The organism is Cohaesibacter intestini (assembly GCF_003324485.1).
GTDB classification, from domain to species: Bacteria; Pseudomonadota; Alphaproteobacteria; order Rhizobiales; family Cohaesibacteraceae; genus Cohaesibacter; species Cohaesibacter intestini.
This window is the reverse complement of the sequence record NZ_QODK01000004.1, coordinates 312,981-331,459: the sequence shown is the minus strand read 5'-3', so window position 1 is coordinate 331,459 and position 18,479 is coordinate 312,981. Positions and strand designations below refer to the sequence as shown.

General features: G+C 56.3%; 14 protein-coding genes. 3 read left to right on the top strand and 11 right to left on the bottom strand.

The window, feature by feature from the left end:
• Nucleotides 1–49 precede the first annotated feature (49 nt).
• The 6 genes from pyrC to DSD30_RS16090 all read right to left on the bottom strand — a co-directional run bounded on the left by pyrC (nucleotide 50) and on the right by DSD30_RS16090 (nucleotide 5,816).
• Nucleotides 50–1,102, bottom strand: coding sequence for a dihydroorotase (gene pyrC, locus DSD30_RS16115; RefSeq protein WP_114010863.1), 1,053 nt, complete (start codon nucleotides 1,100–1,102; stop codon nucleotides 50–52).
• A gap of 202 nt (nucleotides 1,103–1,304) precedes the next feature.
• Complete coding sequence (gene panB / locus DSD30_RS16110) at nucleotides 1,305–2,114, bottom strand: 3-methyl-2-oxobutanoate hydroxymethyltransferase (protein WP_114010736.1); 810 nt, start codon at nucleotides 2,112–2,114, stop codon at nucleotides 1,305–1,307.
• A 46-nt stretch (nucleotides 2,115–2,160) separates the two neighbouring features.
• Nucleotides 2,161–3,009 (bottom strand): pantoate--beta-alanine ligase, encoded by an 849-nt coding sequence (panC, locus tag DSD30_RS16105; protein WP_114010735.1) that lies wholly within the window; start codon nucleotides 3,007–3,009, stop codon nucleotides 2,161–2,163.
• A 280-nt stretch (nucleotides 3,010–3,289) separates the two neighbouring features.
• Complete coding sequence (locus DSD30_RS16100) at nucleotides 3,290–4,321, bottom strand: 5-oxoprolinase subunit C family protein (protein WP_114010734.1); 1,032 nt, start codon at nucleotides 4,319–4,321, stop codon at nucleotides 3,290–3,292.
• The gene (gene pxpB / locus DSD30_RS16095; RefSeq protein ID WP_114010733.1) at nucleotides 4,318–5,037 is read right to left on the bottom strand and encodes a 5-oxoprolinase subunit PxpB; all 720 of its coding nucleotides are present in this window, start codon (nucleotides 5,035–5,037) and stop codon (nucleotides 4,318–4,320) included. The genes DSD30_RS16100 and pxpB overlap by 4 nt, the downstream gene beginning before the upstream one ends.
• Nucleotides 5,037–5,816, bottom strand: coding sequence for a LamB/YcsF family protein (locus DSD30_RS16090; protein ID WP_114010732.1), 780 nt, complete (start codon nucleotides 5,814–5,816; stop codon nucleotides 5,037–5,039). The genes pxpB and DSD30_RS16090 overlap by 1 nt, the downstream gene beginning before the upstream one ends.
• Nucleotides 5,817–6,213: 397 nt before the next feature.
• On the opposite strand from DSD30_RS16090, the gene DSD30_RS21985 reads away from it, so the two are divergent.
• Nucleotides 6,214–8,274, top strand: a complete 2,061-nt coding sequence (locus DSD30_RS21985) for a methyl-accepting chemotaxis protein (protein ID WP_114010731.1) — start codon at nucleotides 6,214–6,216, stop codon at nucleotides 8,272–8,274.
• Nucleotides 8,275–8,375: 101 nt separating this feature from the next.
• Here DSD30_RS21985 and DSD30_RS16080 read toward each other — a convergent pair whose 3' ends face one another.
• From DSD30_RS16080 to DSD30_RS16070, 3 genes are all read right to left on the bottom strand, one after another.
• Nucleotides 8,376–9,188, bottom strand: coding sequence for an ATP-binding cassette domain-containing protein (locus tag DSD30_RS16080; RefSeq protein WP_245418507.1), 813 nt, complete (start codon nucleotides 9,186–9,188; stop codon nucleotides 8,376–8,378).
• Nucleotides 9,164–10,246 (bottom strand): ABC transporter permease, encoded by a 1,083-nt coding sequence (locus tag DSD30_RS16075; RefSeq protein ID WP_114010730.1) that lies wholly within the window; start codon nucleotides 10,244–10,246, stop codon nucleotides 9,164–9,166. The genes DSD30_RS16080 and DSD30_RS16075 overlap by 25 nt, the downstream gene beginning before the upstream one ends.
• A gap of 118 nt (nucleotides 10,247–10,364) precedes the next feature.
• A complete protein-coding gene (locus tag DSD30_RS16070; RefSeq protein ID WP_114010729.1) occupies nucleotides 10,365–11,387 on the bottom strand; it encodes a sugar ABC transporter substrate-binding protein in 1,023 nt (340 codons plus the stop codon).
• Between the two features lie 268 nt (nucleotides 11,388–11,655).
• On the opposite strand from DSD30_RS16070, the gene DSD30_RS16065 reads away from it, so the two are divergent.
• Complete coding sequence (locus DSD30_RS16065; RefSeq protein ID WP_114010728.1) at nucleotides 11,656–12,873, top strand: ROK family transcriptional regulator; 1,218 nt, start codon at nucleotides 11,656–11,658, stop codon at nucleotides 12,871–12,873.
• Nucleotides 12,874–12,912: 39 nt separating this feature from the next.
• Here DSD30_RS16065 and DSD30_RS16060 read toward each other — a convergent pair whose 3' ends face one another.
• Together DSD30_RS16060 and DSD30_RS16055 are read right to left on the bottom strand one after the other, a co-directional pair.
• On the bottom strand, nucleotides 12,913–13,917 hold the full coding sequence (locus DSD30_RS16060; protein WP_114010727.1) for an aldose epimerase family protein: 1,005 nt from the start codon (nucleotides 13,915–13,917) through the stop codon (nucleotides 12,913–12,915).
• Nucleotides 13,918–13,956: 39 nt separating this feature from the next.
• Nucleotides 13,957–17,352 carry an acyl-[ACP]--phospholipid O-acyltransferase gene (locus tag DSD30_RS16055; RefSeq protein ID WP_114010726.1) on the bottom strand — a complete coding sequence of 1,132 codons (3,396 nt, stop codon included), beginning with the start codon at nucleotides 17,350–17,352 and terminating at the stop codon, nucleotides 13,957–13,959.
• Between the two features lie 489 nt (nucleotides 17,353–17,841).
• Between DSD30_RS16055 and DSD30_RS16045 the strand changes: the two genes are divergently transcribed.
• A complete protein-coding gene (locus DSD30_RS16045; RefSeq protein WP_114010724.1) occupies nucleotides 17,842–18,465 on the top strand; it encodes a protein-methionine-sulfoxide reductase heme-binding subunit MsrQ in 624 nt (207 codons plus the stop codon).
• Nucleotides 18,466–18,479 lie beyond the last annotated feature (14 nt).

Below are 18,479 nucleotides of genomic sequence, written 5' to 3'. Positions count from 1 at the left end.
AGCCCTGCCGACGGATGTTGGCAGGGCTTTTTTCGTTGCTTCAGAGGGCTTAGCGCATGTCTTCATGCCGCCAATGAAGCGGGAAACCGGGATCAAACACCGTCACGGTCTCACTCTGAACTGCCACCGTGCTGGGCAGTTCCAGCGGCGCATCGCTCTTGTAAAGGCGGATGGTCTCTTCATTGACCGGCAGACGATAGAAAGCCGGACCATTGAGCGAAGCAAAGGCTTCGAGCTTGTCGAGTGCACCCTCTTCCTCAAACACATGGGCAAGACAGCTGATTGTGTTGATCGAGGTGTAAATGCCCGCGCAGCCGCAGGCGCTTTCCTTGGCATGGGTCGGATGCGGTGCGGAATCGGTTCCAAGGAAGAATTTCGCACGGCCCGAGGTCGCCGCCGCCCGCAAGGCCAGACGATGCTTCTCGCGCTTGGCCACCGGCAGGCAATAATAATGCGGCTTGATGCCCCCGACCAGATAGGCATTACGGTTGATGATCAGGTGATGGGTGGTGATGGTGGCCGCAATATTGTCGCCCGCCTCATTGACAAACGCCACCCCATCTTCCGTGGTGATATGCTCCATCACGATGCGCAAATCCGGAAAGCGATCCCGGATTGGCGACAGGACGCGCTCGATAAACACCGCCTCACGGTCATAAATGTCAATATCCGCGTCCGTCACTTCCCCATGAACGCAGAGTGGCACACCGATCTCGGCCATTTTCTCAAGCACCGGATAGATCTTTTCAATCACCCGCACGCCGCTGTCCGAATTGGTGGTCGCCCCTGCAGGATAGAGCTTCAACGCCTTGATCAGCCCTTGCTTCACGCCCTCTTCCACATCTGCCGGATCGGTCGCTTCAGTCAGATAAAGGGTCATCAGTGGCTCGAACTGGTGGCCTTCGGGCAAAGCCGCCATGATCCGCTCACGGTAAGCAGTGGCATCGGCAACGGTGACCACTGGCGGCACCAGATTGGGCATGATGATCGCACGGGCGAAATTGGCGCTGGTATGGGGCAGAACAGCATTCAACATGGCACCATCGCGCAAATGCAGATGCCAGTCGTCTGGGCGGCGGATCACGAACTCAGCTTGGCTCATGGAAAACTCCATCCTCTTGGCAACCATCTGCGCAAATGCAAGCGGTTGCTGGTCTTTCTAGGGTCTCAGGTCCGTCAGGCTCAGGATCGCGCTGAATTTGGCGCAGTCTCCAAGATGGGACGGACCAGCTTTGGCCCCTCTTTACCAGCAATCGAATGAGAAATCTCTAGGCCATGTTGACGAAATGAGAATTCCGCGAGCCTCAGCGATAAATCTGGCTCTCGCTTGGGAAGGTGCGGTTTTTCACCTCTTCTGCATAGCTCTTGACCGCTTGGTCGATCTGCTCACCGAGATTGCCATAGACCTTGACGAATTTCGGCGGCTTGGGATTGAAGCCGAGCATGTCTTCCAGCACCAAAATCTGCCCGTCACACACCGCCGAGGCACCAATGCCAATGGTTGGAATGGCCACCCGACGGGTGATTTCGGCGGCCAGCGGCTCAACCATACCTTCGAGCACCAGAGCGAAAGCCCCGGCTTCGCTCACCGCACGGGCATCCTCGAAATGCTGTTCCCATTCCGCTTCCTGCCGCCCTTGGGTCTTAAAGCCACCCATCGTGTGGACCGATTGTGGCGTCAGGCCGATATGGGCCATCACCGGAATGCCGCGCTCTGTCAGGAACCGGATCGTCTCCGCCATTCGCTTGCCACCTTCCAGCTTCACCGCCCCGCACTGGGTTTCCTTCATGATATGGGCCGCATTGCGAAAGGCCACCGACGGGCTTTCCTCATAGGAGCCGAATGGCATATCGACCACCACAAGGGCCTTTTCAGTGCCCCGCACCACTGCCTTGCCATGCATGATCATCAGCTCAAGCGACACACCGACGGTCGATTCCATCCCATGCATCACCATGCCGAGGCTATCGCCAACCAGAATGAAATCGGCATATTGATCGACAATCGCTGCCGTATGGGCGTGATAGGACGTGAGGGAAACAATCGGCTCGCCACCCTTGCGGGCCGCGATTTGTGGCACAGTGATGCGGCGAACCTGTTTTTGCGCGCTCATGATAGAACCTCTTGGAATTTTGACTGGGTGGACGGGAGCCATCGGCTCAATCCGGGTAAACCACCTGTTGATCGATCAGCAGAACCGAGCCGAACTGCACCGCAAGCAGAATGACAGCAGCGCCCTTCAATGCCCCTTTCAAAGGGTCCAACGAGCGGGCATCGCGAATATCGACGCTTTTGACGACCCCGTCCGGGGCTTCGGCCAACACCTTGCGAATGGCCTCCTGCAGCTCTTCGACCGTTGGGTCATCGGCCATCATCTCGGCGGCTCGTTTCAATGATCTGGACAAAAGCACGGCCTGTGCCCGATGGGATGGAAGCAGCCGAACATTGCGCGAGGACATGGCCAGTCCATCATCCTCCCGCACTGTCGGGTGACCAATGATATCGACCGGCACATCGAGATCTCGCACCATCTGCCGGATCACCGTCAGCTGCTGATAGTCTTTCTCACCAAACACTGCGATGTCTGGGGTGACGATGTTGAACAGCTTGGTGACGACCGTCGTAACACCGCGAAAATGCCCCGGTCGCAATGCACCCTGAAGGATGCTGGACAGACCGGGCACCTCGACCAGACTGTCCCCCATGGTCGAATACATCTCCGCGACATCCGGCATCAGGACCGCATCCACCCCTTCAGCCTCCAGCAAGGCCAAATCACGGGCTTCATCACGGGGATAGCTGTCGAGATCTTCATTCGGGCCAAACTGGGTCGGATTGACAAAGATCGACACCACCACCCGGTTCGCCTTGTCCGCAGCCATCCGCACAAGCGACATATGCCCCTCATGCAGGTAACCCATGGTCGGCACAAGGCCCACCAGTTGCCCGGCTTGACGCCACTGGCGCACAAGCGCTCTGATCTCAGCCTTGCTACGGCAGATCTGCATATGCTTCCCTCCGGCTCATCGAACCGATTGTTCGGCAAGGTCCACTCACCGAACCTGCCAATTGAGTGGCCGCAACATATCGATCAAGGCAAGTGATTTCCAGCCCTAACAATTAGAGCAGGACTGCCCCTTGGTATAAGAGAGAGAAAAAGCAAGAGAAAACAATCACTCAAATGTGAAAACATCACACCAGATAGATTGATTACACGTATCATCAGCCCGACTTACGTCAGTTAGACTTACATGCAAAGGGCATTACTTGAACGTAAGAATAACAAATCTACGATCCCACAACCCCGTCAATGAGATTGCATTCAGCCAGATGATTCCAGAACTGCTCTTGTTCACTTGGCACCGCCTTGAAAGCTGCGATGGACTGGGCAAGCTGTTGCTCAAGCAATCGGCGGGCTTTTTCCGCCTGCGCCACCGTCACCGCGCTGAAAGTCAATGCACAGCCCGGCTTCATCCGACCAAGGCGCGGCAAATCGGCGCTTGCGACACAGCCGATTTTCGGATAGCCACCCGTCGTCTGATGATCGGCCAGCAGCACAATCGGCAAGCCATTGCCCGGCACCTGAATGGCTCCGGTGACAATGCCGTCGGAATTGATATCCGCGCCCTTCTCATGCGCTACCGGCGCCCCTTCGAGCCGCGACCCCATGCGGTTGGAATCGCCTGAAATCACATAACTTTCCGAGAAGAAGGTCTTGAGGCCAGCCTTACTGAAATAATCCTTTTGCGGCCCCGGCACCACCCGGATCGGGTCGGTGCTGTCCAGCAAAAGGGGAGCATCACACACCTGCTCGTGTCGATCCGGCACACTTGCAAGTGCAAGCGGCAGGAGATCCCCGACTTGCAAAGCTCGACCTTCGAACCCGCCAAAACCGCCGGACATGTAGGTTGACTGGCTGGCATAGACGTCCGGCACATCAAAGCCGCCCTCCACCGCCAGATAGGCAACCGCCGTGTCTGCCGTCACACCGACCTTAAACAAAGCGCCTTTTTGCAAGGTGACGGACTGATAAGAAGGCACGCGCTTCGCCACCGGCTCCATCAGCTCGATGACGGCTTCGGTACCAGTCAGAGCGATCCGCACGCTATCCGCCAATACCCGGATGGTTGGCCCCATGATGCGGAATTCCAGCGCTCCTTGACCCTCTTCATTGCCAACCAGCCGATTGGCAAGGCGCAAATTGACAAAATCTAGCGCGCCAGAGGTCGGCACCCCTTTGGCCTGATAGCCGAAGCGCCCGAAATCTTGGATGGTGGCCATCATGCCCGGATTGACGATTTCCAACACAGCTTTGGTCATCCCGCCAACTCCTCAAGATCAAAGCGTCCGTCGGCCACTCGGCCTTCGATATCGGCAAATTCCGCCCCATCGACCGCCCGGAACCGCACCCGATCCCCCGGCGACAGCAGAACCGGATCTGCCCGCCCGAGATCAAAAACCGGCACAGGGCAGCGCCCCACCACATGCCAGCCGGTCGGATTGGCCGATGGATAGATGACGGTCAGGCCAGTGGCGACCATCACAGAGCCTTTTTCCACCCGCTTGACCGGTACTTTTTTGCGCGGAATATTCAGCGCCTCGGGCAAATCGCCCATATAGGGCATCCCCGGCGCAAAACCGAGCATATAGATGAAATAATCCGTCTGGGTGATCACCGAAATCACCTCTTCCGGGCTCATCTTGGCGAAATCGGCGACATGGGTGAGATCGGTCGCAAAGTCCCCTTCCCAGCAGAGCGGCAAGGAAAAGGTCCGCGCTTTGTCATTCTTGCCCGAATCCAGCTGGGCAATCATCGGCTTCAAAGCGGCAATCAATTTCGATTGCGAGGTCTCCATAGGGTTGTAATGGACCAGCAGTGAGCGATAGGTCGGAACGGTTTCGATCACACCAGCCAAACCGGCATCATCCACCGCCGCCCGCAAAGCCATGATCTGGGCACTCAGAGCCCGATCAACGTCAAAGCCAAACTGCACTGTCAGCCCGGTATCGCCGGAGGCGAGGAACTGCACTGCCATCAACCAGCCCTCAGGCTTTCAACCATAGGCCGGATGGTGACCCCTGCCGCTTCCAGCGCCGCCCGCACCTTGCGTGCCGTTGCCACCGCATGGGGATTGTCCCCGTGAACGCAAATGGAATCGATGGCCACCGGCATGCGCTTGCCATTGACGCTTTCGACAATGCCGTTGGTAACGAAATCCACCATCCGCCGTGCGGCTTCATCGGTATCCTCAATCATCGCGCCGGGCAATTTGCGTGACACCAGCATGCCCGTATCCTCATAGGCCCGGTCGGCAAAAATCTCGCGGGCAATGTTAAGGCCCAGCTTTTCGCCGGCCTTTTCCATCTCGCTGCCCGGCATGACCAGATAGATCAGATCCGGATCAACCGACTTCAGCGCCCGTGCGGTCGCCATCGCCAAGTCTGCATCGACGCAGGCCATATTATTCAGCGCCCCATGCACCTTAAAATGCCCGACGCTCACGCCAACGGCCTTGGCCACCCCAAGGATTGCGCCAAGCTGATAGACCAGTTGTTTTTCAATGTCGGAAGGTTTCTCGCCCTGAATGGGACGGCGACCAAAGCCCCAGAGATCCTGAAAGCCCGGATGAGCACCAATGGCGACGCCCTTTTCCTTGGCCAAGGCCAGAGTGTCATGCATGACCAAGGCATCGCCGCCATGAAAGCCGCAAGCCACATTGGCTGAACTGATGATATCAAGCATCGCGCCATCATCGCCGATCGTATAGGCGCCGAAGCTTTCCCCCAGATCCGCATTCAAATCAACAACATGCATGAGCGTCCCTCCATATATCTGACCCGACATTACTACACGCCGATACCGCCCTCTGACCAGCACAAAGTGCCCCAAACGCTTCGCCTTTGATGCAGATGTCCAAAAACGACTTCGTGAAAGTCCGCCCCTTATGGATCAAGGATCCCAAGACATCCTCATCGGCCAAACACCTAATAGTGCGTCACCGCGAAAAAACACAACCTTTTAAACTAAAGTTGCAAATCGCCCGATTTCCCACATTCATCCACGTTGAAACGATGCAAGAGCACGCAATTAAGGCAATTTTATCGAATTATTGCTCTATTACTTAATAACCGCGCCACGTCATTCAGCTGGTGGAAATCGAACCTGAACCAAGTGTTCCTGCCCAAAGTTCTGGCAAGAAAGACAACGAGAAATGATGAAACATTTCAGGTCCCTGAGTGCAAAGATCATCGCCGCGATCTTCGCACTTGTCGCCTTCGCATTCGTTGCGGACACGCTTCTGACCCACTCGATAACCCAGAGTGTCTATGATCGCACCGAAGCACTCACTGGCCAGATGCGTGATATTGTCGAGGAGAAGGATCACCAAATTCAGGAACTGATGTCTGGTTTGCTTGCTTCCAAGGAAAATCATCAGGAACTGTCGCAGTCCCTTTCCACCAAGAAATTGACGGCCGAGAGCGAACATAAGGCCGCCTTTCTGGAAGGCACGCGCAATGGCATCTCGCTGTCCATTGCCTCGCTGGTCAGCTCGGCAATGATGTCTGGTGACGCGGAAGCCGCCGTCGACCAGATGGATATCCTGCTGGAAAATGATCAGATCGCCGCCATCAATCTCTGGCGCGCAGATGGCGAACTTGCTTTCCGTGACAACAAGACCATTCAGAAGGTCAATCGCTTCGTCGAGTCAGACGCTTTCGAGCTGCGTGATGAAGAAGACTCCGTCAAGATCTCGACCGACCGCAAGGCAGTGCTGGATCAGGCGCTGGCCAAGGATTCCAATCATGAGAGTCTTGAATCAAGCCTGAAAAATGATGATGGCGAAGAAATCACCATCACCTATTCCTACTTCATCCTGAAAAATGCCGAAGACTGCCAAAGCTGCCATGATCCGAAGGAAAAGGTTCGGGGGGTTTTGGAAGTCGCCGTCGCCAATGACGAGTTGCTGGCTCTGCGCGCAAAGTCAGAGAAGCTGATCAAGGAACTTGACGAGCGCCTGCATGCTGAGCGGGAAACACTGGTGAAAGCCAGCCAAGCCGAACGCGAGAAGGTCGCCGACCAGACCAAGCAATATACCGCCGAGTTGAACGCCGCCAATACAAGCCTGATTGAGACCCGCGAAGACGCCTCAATGATGAGTATGGGCTCGAAGCTCTTCTTCTTCTTGCTGACCATTGCCGTTTTGGCGATTGCGCTGAACAAATTGCTCACCAAGCCCCTGCATCAATTGACCTCCGTGATGCTGCGGCTGGCAAAGAACGACCTCACGGTCGAAGCAACAGGCCGAGATCGCACTGACGAGATCGGCTCCATGAGCCAGGCCATCGCCATTTTCAAGGACAATGCCCTTGAACGGCAAAAACTGGAAAGGGAGAGCGAGCAGCATTTTGAGCAGCAGCGCGAACGGCAAATGCGCATTGACGCACTGCTCAATGACTTCCGCTCGAAAATCCAGCAGTCGCTTGAAACCGTCTCGACCCGCGCGGAACTGATGCACCAGTCGGCGTCAGCCCTCAATGACCAATCAACGGCCACTTCCGAACGCGCCCACTCGGTCAATGAGGCATCTGGCCATTCCGCTGAAAATGTCCAGATGATGGCTGCCGCCAGCACCGAGATGACATCGTCCATCGCCGAGATTGGCGAGCAGGTCCATCGGACCAATGATCTGGTCAGCGCCGCATCCATCGAAGCCAATGAAACCGATGCCAAGGTGGCAGGCCTTGCCAGTGCGGCAGAAAAGATCGGTGAGGTTGTTTCACTCATCCGCGACATTTCCGAACAGACCAATCTGTTGGCACTGAACGCCACCATCGAGGCAGCCCGGGCCGGAGAAGCGGGCCATGGCTTTGCCGTTGTCGCCGCTGAAGTAAAGGATCTGGCGGCCCAGACAGGCAAGGCGACCGAGGACATTGCCAGCCGTATTCAGGCCATCCAGTCCTCGTCTGACGCGTCCGTGGGAGCCATTCGCGCCATTGCCACCAAGATGACGGAAATCAGCGAATATACCACCGCCATCAGCGCAGCGGTGCAGCAGCAGAATGCATCGACCAACGAGATTTCTCACAATATTCAGCAGGCCGCCGAAGGCACCCGCGAGATTGTAACCAACATCTCCGAAGTCGCCCATTCGACCGAAGAAACCCGCCATTCCGCGCTTCAAGTGGAAAATGCCTCCACCACGGTCGCCAATGTCGCCACCGAAATGCGTGATGTGATCGACGATTTCCTCGACAAGGTCGCAGCCGCCTAGAACGGCCCGACAGTTTCCATGGCAGAAAAAGACGAAAACCGCGCCTCGCAATCAGCAAGGCGCGGTTTTCTTATCCATGTCCAGTCATCACGACAAAGGCATCAAGCCTTGTCTTCTGCTGGTTTTTTTGCCCCGGTCATGAAAGCCACCGCATCGGACATGGAATATTCCTTGGGATCGATGACACAAAGCTGCCGCCCCAGACGATGGACGTGAATGCGGTCAGCAACCTCGAAGACGTGAGGCATATTGTGTGAGATCAATATGATCGGCAGGCCGCGTGAGCGTACATCCTGAATGAGCTCCAGCACCTTACGGGATTCTTTCACCCCAAGCGCTGCTGTCGGTTCATCCATGATCACCACACGAGAGCCAAACGCCGCAGCACGGGCCACAGCAACCCCCTGACGCTGACCACCTGACAGGGATTCAACCGACTGGTTGATATTCTGAATGGTCAACAGGCCCAACTCGGTGAGCTTGTCACGCGCGATCTTTTCCATCTTCGCCCGGTCGAGCATTCGGAAATAGGTTCCCAAAGGCCCTTCCTTGCGAATTTCACGCCCCATGAACATGTTGTCGGTGATCGACAAGGCAGGAGACAGAGCGAGATTCTGATACACTGTCTCGATACCCGCATTGCGCGCCGCCATCGGGGAGTTGAACTGTACCTTCTCCCCATAAAGCCGGATTTCCCCGGCATCTGGTATCAAGGCACCGGAAATCGCCTTGATAAGCGTGGATTTGCCTGCGCCATTATCCCCGATCACCGCACGGATCTCGCCCGGATAGAGATCGAAATCCGCACGATCAAGAGCGGTCACCCGACCATAGCGCTTGGTGACACCCCGCGCCGTGAGGATCGGTTCTGCTTCATAGTCAGGTCCGGTCATGACGCCACCTTTCTGATCCATTGGTCGATTGCAACAGCGATGATGATCAACAGGCCAATCAACAGATAGGTCCATTGCGGATCTGTCCCGATCAGCCGCAAGCCGAGCGAGAAGACGCCCACGATCAAAGCACCGAACAACATACCCAGAATGGAGCCTCGCCCGCCAAACAGCGAGATCCCGCCAATCACCACAGCCGTGATGGATTCGATATTGGCATTCTGACCAGCAGTCGGCGACACCGACCCCAACCGGCCAATGAGCGCCCAACCGGCCAAGGCACAGATCAAGCCACCGATCACATAGACCGAAATCAGAGTTTTCTGTACCTGAACACCAGACAGCTCTGCTGCATCCGGGTCATCCCCGAGCGCATAAACATGCCGTCCCCATGCGGTGTAATTGAGCACATAGGCCAGAATGAAGACCAGCGCCAACATCATAATCACACCATAGGTGAAGACAGCGCCGCCAATGATGATCTTCTCGCCAAAAAACTGCAAAATGGGGGCTTCTGCCGCGATTTCCTGACTGCGGATGGTTTCGTTTGCCGAATAGAGAAAGTTGGTCGCCAGCACAATCTGCCACATGCCCAGTGTGACAATGAAGGGGGGCAACTTGACCCGAGCCACCAGCACACCATTGATGAAACCGCAAAATCCGCCAACCGCGAAACCGGCCAGCACCGCCAATTCGGGCGGCATGCCATATCGGAAAGCGACCTGCCCCATCACGGTCGAAGACATCACCATCACCGCACCAACCGACAGGTCGATACCGGCGGTGAGAATGATCATCGTCTGCGCGGCACCCAGAATACCGACAATCGCCACCTGCTGCAGGATCAGCGTCAGCGCAAAGGGTGAAAAGAGCTTCGACCCCAAAATGAACCCGAAGATCAGCAGCGACAGGATCAGCACGATCATCGGCACGAAGGCCGGATTGGAGTGCAGAATCTGCTGAATGCGCTCAACGCCGCTTTTCTTGTTGCTGTCAAAGGAAGCGATGCCCTTTTCGCTGCCTTCCAGCACCCGTTCAAAATCCTGCATCTTGCTGGATTTTGTTTCCGTGTCTGCCATCTATACCTCCCACCGGGCCATACCCGAAAGCCCGGTTCTGTGCGATAAAAAGGGCGGCCTCCAGCACGCGAAAGCCGCCCTGTTTTGTCTCACATTAAAGTGGATGATCCCTCAAAGATCAGCCCCAGCACCGGTCGGTACCTTCTTTGACGTCGATGGATTCAACGCCAGCAGCAGGCTTGTCGGTGACGAGGTTCACGCCGGTATCAAAAAAGTTTTTGCCCGGAGTGTTGGCAGGTTTGGTACCGTCTTTTGCCCATGCAGCAATCGCTTCAATGCCTTTGGAAGCCATAAGCAAAGGATATTGCTGGGAGGTAGCGCCAATGACACCGTCTTTGACGTTGGCAACGCCTGGGCAGCCGCCATCAACAGACACGATCAGGGCATCATTTTCACGACCAAGGGCTTTCAATGCTTCATAAGCACCGGCAGCAGCTGGTTCGTTGATGGTATAGACCACATTGATTTCCGGATCCTGGGTCAGAAGGTTTTCCATTGCCTTACGGCCGCCTTCTTCGTTGCCTGCGGTCACGTCATGGCCAACGATACGCGCGTCGGTTTCATCACCCCATTTGTTTGGATCGCCGAGGTCGATACCGAAGCCTTGCAAGAAGCCCTGATCGCGCAGAACGCCAACGGACGGCTGGGAAACGGCAAGGTCAAGCAATGCAATTTTGGCGTCTTTGGCTTTGTCACCAAGCGTAGCAGCAGCCCATTTGCCGATCAGTTCGCCAGCAAGGAAGTTGTCGGTAGCAAAGGTTGCATCAGCCGCATCAATCGGCTCAAGCGGGGTATCCAGCGCAATCACCAGAAGGCCGGCTTCGCGGGCCATGGTCACGGCCGGTACGATGCCTTTGGTGTCGGAAGCGGTGATCAGGATGCCTTTTGCACCATCGGCGATGCAGGTTTCAATCGCTGCAACCTGGCTTTGGGAATCGCCATCGATCTTGCCAGCATAGCTTTTAAGGGTAATGCCGAGTTCTTTTGCCTTGGCCGTCGCACCTTCCTTCATTTTCACGAAGAATGGGTTGGTGTCGGTCTTGGTAATCAGACAGGCACCAATATCAGCAGCGGATGCATAGGTGACGCTGGCAGCGCTCATTGCCAAGGCAACAAGGGTGGTTTTGACGATGGATTTCATGGTTTCCTCCCAGGATTCAAATCCATTTTGATAATGCTTCTATGCAACCTGTTGCTCTCCCAAACGACATAGCTGCGAAGCTCAATTTCTCAATTGCGAAAAAAGAGTGACATCGAAATTCGACCTTGTCAATAAATAAATCCAATTGATTTATTAATTAGACTGTGAGAAGCTGCCGCTCGGCGCGCACAGACAAAAAGCGCAAAAAAGCGACAGAAAACACACTCAGAACAGGGCGCGCCGGGAGGAATTGTGTTGGGGAAAGACCATGCAGCCAGGTCTTGAGACAAATGACCGCATATCGGATCCATCTGGCGGCTCCAATCAGACGCGCGTACGGGCCTATAATGAACGGCTCGTGTTATCGCTTGTGCGCCGTCACGGCCATTTGCCAAAATCCGAGATTGCACGCCGCTCCGGCCTCAGTGCCCAGACGGTGTCCGTCATCATGCGCAGTCTGGAGGCTGACGGCTTGCTGCTCCGTGGCGATCCGATCCGTGGCAAGGTGGGCCAGCCTTCGATCCCAATGGCGCTCAATCCCGGCGGTGTCTATTCCTTTGGCTTGAAAATCGGCCGCCGTTCGGCCGATCTGGTGCTGATCAATTTCCTTGGCGACCCCCTGACATCCCAGCGCATCACCTATGATTATCCGATGCCCGATGCGTTGCTCGACTTCGCCAGCACAGCCATTCTGGACGCGTCAAAAACCTTCAGCGACGAAGACCGCCAGAAGATCGCGGGCATTGGCATCGGTCTGCCCTTCCAGCTATGGAACTGGGAAGAACAGGTCGGCGCCCCCAAGGGGACAATGGATGTCTGGAAGCACTTCGACATCGCCGCCGCTCTTGAAGAACGTTGCCGTTTCCCGGTCTTCCAGCTCAATGACGCCACCGTGGCCTGTGGGGCCGAACTGACCTTTGGCCGCGGCCCGGAATTCGCCGATTTCGTCTATTTCTTTGTCGGCACTTTTGTTGGTGGCGGCATCGTGCTCAATCATTCGGTCTATTCGGGTCGCACAGGCAATGCTGGCGCTTTTGGCCCGATGCCATTGATTTCAGCCGATGGCACATCCACCCAGTTGCTGGCGGAAACCTCACTCTATTCGCTGGAAAAGTCACTCCTCAAGGAAGGGCGCGACCCGACATTTCTGCGGCATGCAGAGGCCAATTGGGATGATCTGGGTGAAATACTCGAAGAATGGCTCGACCATGTGGCCCACTATCTGGCCATGGCGGTCATTTCTGCCTGTGCGGTGATCGACTTCGAAGCCGCCATCATTGACGGCTCCTTCCCGGTAGAAATCCGCAAGCGACTGGTCGAAAAAGTCAGTGCCTCGATCGACACCATCGACTTGCAAGGCATCGTTCTGCCTTCGATTCAAGAAGGCACCATTGGCTCAGGTGCCCGTGCCCTTGGCGCGGCCACCTTGCCATTGCTCAATCGCTATCTGCTGGATCAGAGCGTATTGTTCAAGGAATTGAGATAACCGCCCTGCTTGCTCTCGATTTGCCAGCAGATCAACCAATCAACCTTTGGAAAAGACATATTGCGTCTGCTGACGATAGGTCTCACCCGGTCGCAATACGGCTTGCGGGAAAGCCGGATGGTTGGGCGCATCTGGCCAGACCTGTGGCTCAAGACAAAAGCCAGATCGCGGACCCATCTCACACCCGTCAAGCCCAATCATCCCCGCCTCGATGTAAGAGCCATCATAGGCCTGCACACCCGGCTCAGTGCTCAACACAGCCATACGCACCCCGGATGCGGGGCTTTCAAGACGTGCAATCAGCCGCAGCGCCTGTCGCTCGTCCGTTAGACAGAAATTGTGATCAATCGAATGCTCCGCAAAGGCGTCCCCCAGCCGTTTTGGCGCCCGGAAATCCATCCATGTTCCTGCCACCGGCGCAACCTCACCGGTCGGAATGGCTTCCTCATCCACCGGCAGATAGTTTTCGGCCTTCACCTGCAGGACATGATCATCAATGGTCGGACCACCATCAAGATTGAAATAGCTGTGGTGCGCCAGATTGCACAAGGTCGCCTTGTCGCTGGTGGCTTCCATCTGAATGTCAAGGCAGCCACCATCCAGCAACGCATAACGCAGCCGGATCTCCATCGCGCCGGGATAGCCCATATGGCCGTCCTCAAGGTGGCAAACCAGTGTCACAGCATCCGCCTCCAGCGTCTCGATGGACCAGAGCCGCTGCGAGATGCCATCGACACCCCCATGCAAGCAGTGTTTGCCAAGGAAGTTCTGATCCACCTGATGGGTCTCCCCATCCAGCGTGAAACGACCATCGCAAATCCGATTGGCGTAGCGTCCCGCCATTGCGCCGAAATAGGGCGACTGGGTGAGATAGGGTGCAAAGCTGTCAAACCCTAGCACCAGCGGTTTGTCATGACCATCAAGGCGCAGATCCTGCACCACGGCCCCAAAGGTCAGGACCGTGGCCGTCAGCCCGCCGCCCTTCAGAACCACCCGTTCCACGGACCGGCCATCCGGCATGGCCCCGAAAATCTCACGAGACATAACGTCCTCCCCCAAATCAGCGTCTTCCAGCCAAGCCGGCTAGGCCTGGCCATCCATATATTCTTCTTCAATCATCTTCTGTACCGAGACAAAATCCACCTTGCCTGTCCCCAGAACGGGCACCGTACGGACGACAATTTCCGCAGGCACCAGCAACTCGGTTGCCCCTTGCGACTTGGCAAAGGCAGCAAAATCCGGACGGTTGGCGTCTGGATTATCGGTGACCATGATCACCCGCTCGCCGCGTTTGGGATCGGGGATGCGCGCTGTAGCGGACAAAAAGCCCGGCCACAACTGATCGGCCAACGTTTCAATCGCAGCCATGGATACCTTCTCACCAGCAATTTCGACAAACCGCTTGGCACGGCCAATGATGGTGATATAGCCATCGTCATCGATGGTAACGATGTCACCGGTATCATGCCAGCCCTCTTTGGGCGGCTCCAGCACGCCTGGATTTTCCGCCCGCAGGTAACCGGTCATCACGTTGGCCCCGCGGACAAACAATTGCCCGCCTTCCTTGACCCCCGGCACAGGTTCGAGTCTCGTCTCGATCCCCGGCAAAGCCTTGCCGACCGAGCCAGCCTTGAAGAACATCGGTGTATTGAGCGAAATGACTGGCGAGGCCTCTGTCACCCCGTAGCCTTCAAGGATGCGCACACCGAACCGCTCCATGAACAATTCCCGCGTGGACGCCTTCACCGGCTCCGCACCGGCAACGCAATAGCGCACAGAACGGAAATCAAACGGATGCGCCGTGCGGGCATAGCCATTAAGGAACGTATCGGTGCCAAACATGATGGTGGCATTTGAGCCATAGAGCAATTCCGGGATCACCCGATAATGCAGCGGCGAGGGATAGAAATAGACCGGCATGCCGCGCACCAATGGCAAGATCGTGCAAGCCGTCAGGCCGAAGCAGTGGAAGATCGGCAACACATTGAAGATACTGTCCTGCAGACTGAAATCAATTACGGCCCCGGCTTGTGCGGTGTTCGCCAGAAGATTGCGGTGATTAAGCACCACGCCTTTGGGCACCCCTTCCGAACCGGACGTGAAGAGAATAACCGCCGTGTCATCCGCCCCCCGCTCGACAATCGGCTTGGTTCGATTGAGCAGGCCGGAGATCTTCTCGAAGCTGCCAATCTTGTTGCGCATGTCGTCGACCCAGACAATCTGCACGTCATCCTTCAACCCTTCGATCAGCTCTTCCAGCTTGGCGCCCTCAATGAAGGCATGCGAGGTCAGCAGCACCTTCACTTCTGCCGTCTTCAGAGCGGAACGAATGCTGGCAAGACCGGAGGTGAAGTTGATCATCGCCGCAACCTTGCCTGCCGACATCAGTCCCAGCAGAACGGCCACAGTGCCATTGGCATTGGGCAGCATCACGGCAATCCGCTCGTCATTCGGGAAGTCGTGATAGAAACGGTTGCCCAGCACCCGCGCACCGGTCAGCAGCCGTCCATAGTTAAGACGCCCGGACAGAGGATCCTCCAGAGCATGACGACGCATACCCAGATCACGCCCCACATCGATGATCGATTTCAGCACCGATTGTTCGACATTGGTGGTCCGGTAGACCAGCTCCGACATCAGCCGCTGCAACGCCGCCCCTGCTGCCATCCGACGCTTGCGACCCTTGAAGCGCTCAGGCACTTGCAACCGCACGGGCTCCAGAATGGTGACCTTGACCTTCGGGAAAAACTGCCGCCGCACCTTTTGCGACCCCATCCGTGAGGAATAACTCCGCTCCAGCCCATCGATCCGGATCGGCACCACCATCGAGCCGGTCATATCGGCCGCCATCGCAGCAACATCATAAACCTTCATCAGGCCACCGGTATCAGTGACCCGCGCCTCAGGGAAAATCACCAGTGGCTTGCCGCTCTGGATCGCCTGAATGAGATCCTGAGAGGCCACAGGCAAGGACGGTTCGAGAATGATATAATTGCAAAAGCGCAGGAAAGGATGGACCCACCATGCCTTGGCGGTTTTGGCATCAATGGCAAAGACAGGTTCGTCTTCGGTGATCGCCATCGCCAGCGGCCCATCGAGGAAGCTGACATGGTTACAGGCCAGAATCGGCGCCTTGCCAGCCTTCTCGAGATTTTCCCGTCCCTCGACTTCCAGCCGAGAGAAGGTCCGAAACAGAATGCTGACCAGATCCCACAAAGGATTGGTCGGCAAATAGCGCAGCATCATCCATGCCACGACCACATTCAGCAGCCCAAGGAAGAACAGGATCTGCGGGATCGAGACCCCTTGCGCCTGCGCCAGGGCCAAAGCCCCGCCCGACACGAAGATGAAAGCCGCATTCATCACATTGACCGCCGCGATCACCCGCGCCCGCCGGCTTTTCTTGGCCCAGGTCTGCAAGCCGGTGAAGGCAGGCACCACCAACAGCGCCCCCGCAATGGCAAGACCACTGAGATCAATTCCGACGCGGATGGCTGCGGTATGCGTGAAGAAATCAACCAGCCCATCAAAGGCGATCGGTGCTTTGAGATTTGAAAGGTTCCACGCCAGCTGGAAACAGAAAAAAGCGACCAAAGCCGCACCAAAGGGTGCAGGCAGCAACACCACCCGCCCGGCGCAAAGCCAGGCCGCAATCGCCGAACCAAAGGCCACAGAGATCGCGAAAATAACCGAATAGATCGTCACCACCATCGGTGAGCCACCCATAATCTGGGTGACAAAGGTTGGCACCAGAGCGGTGATCACGCCCCCCAGCAACCAGAACCACGATACGATCAGGCTGGCACGCCACAGCTTCTTGCTGCCATAAAGCTCCCCCAGCAGCTGGCTGGTCGAGGCGAGAATATTGCGATTGATCACCAGATCCGGAGCGCTGGAGCCCGTATTGGGGATTTTGCGGCTAATCATCCAACAGCCAACCGCAAAGATCAGCATCATCGGCCCGAACAGCGTGATATCAACCCCGCCCGTTGCCGCCAACCCTGCCACGATGGTGCCTGCCAGAATGGCAACAAAGGTCGCCCCTTCCACCCACGCATTGGCCACGGGCAATTCCCGCCGCGGCAGATGATCGGGCAGGATGCCATATTTGATCGGCCCGAAAAGCGCAGACACCACGCCGAACAGGAACAAGGCCACCATAGAAAGCCAGATCGAGCCAAGCCCGATACCAAGCACCGCCACCACGGCGGCACCGATTTCGGCCAGCTTGAGCTTTTCAGCCATCCGCCCCTTGTCATTTTTGTCGGCCAGTTCCCCGCCAAGCGCCGACAGGATCAGAAACGGAAACATGAAAATGGCGCCAGCCATGGTCACCAGTGAGCCAGCCTCTTGCGTCGCCATTTTGGCAAGGATCAGAAAGATCAGCGAATAGCGAAGAAAGTTGTCATTGAAGGCAGACAGAAACTGAGTCCAGAAAAGAGGCGCAAACCGTTTCGATCTCATCATATGCGGGCGCATGAGTGGGCTTTCTTTTTCTTGTTGCTATAGCGTCGGCACCGGCACAACGAAAAAACAGATGGAGCGGCGGCCTGGCAAAATACGAAAACCATGATGGTGCCTCAGCGTCTCAACAGGCCGCAAGGCTCCATGCATGCAAACGGTCAAGCCCGCATGATCCCGGGTACAATCGGGGATCCACGAAAAGGCGGGCATGAGAACCGAAAAGTAGCCTACTTTCTAGGCGACAAAAACCGAGAAAAAATTGATCAAGAGCAGATTGTAAAAAGATTCACAGCCAGTTCGACCAAAAAAGCACCGACCGACCCGCAACAGGCGACAGAAACGCCGTTCAAGCCCGTTACAGTTGAATACAATTTGATACCAAACATGACTGGAACTCACCCTGTCCGAGCCAATAATCTGTCCTGCATAAACGGGATCTTGGCCACCGTCAGATCCTGACTCCGATTTCAATCACCCTTGGCTTTCACGAACGGATTTCAGGATATGTCTGCATCCTCTACAATCAAACGCTTTTTCAGCAGCCCTTATGTCTTTTGGCTCCTCATCGCGCTTCCTTCCTTTGGCATGATCGCCGGAGCCCTGCAGGGCAACGACCTGCATCGGCTGCTCCATCCAACCGGGGAATTTGCAGCCCGCTTCATGATCATAACCATGATCCTGACACCCTTGAAAATGCTGTTTCCCAAAACTGGCTGGATCCGTTGGCTGGCCCGCCGCCGTCGCTATCTGGGCGTCGCCGCCTTTGGCTATGCCGCGCTACATACCCTATATTATGTGATTGATCTGGGCACCATGTCCGCCCTGCTGGCAGATTTTGTCAAAACCGGTATCTGGACCGGCTGGCTGGCCTTCGTGATTTTCGTGCCTCTCGCGCTGACGTCCAACGACCTGTCCATCCGCCTGATGGGGCCACGCGGGTGGAAAATTCTCCAGCGCACCGTCTATGGCGCAGCCCTTGCCACTTTCGCCCACTGGGTGTTCCTCGAATATCACTTCGGGCCGGCACTGGCCCATTTTGTGCCGCTCGCATTGCTGGAAATCTACCGTATCTGGAAGAATGCCACAGCGACACCCAACCCAAGGTCAGGCCATCGTGCGACGGCCTGATTTAACACTGGCAG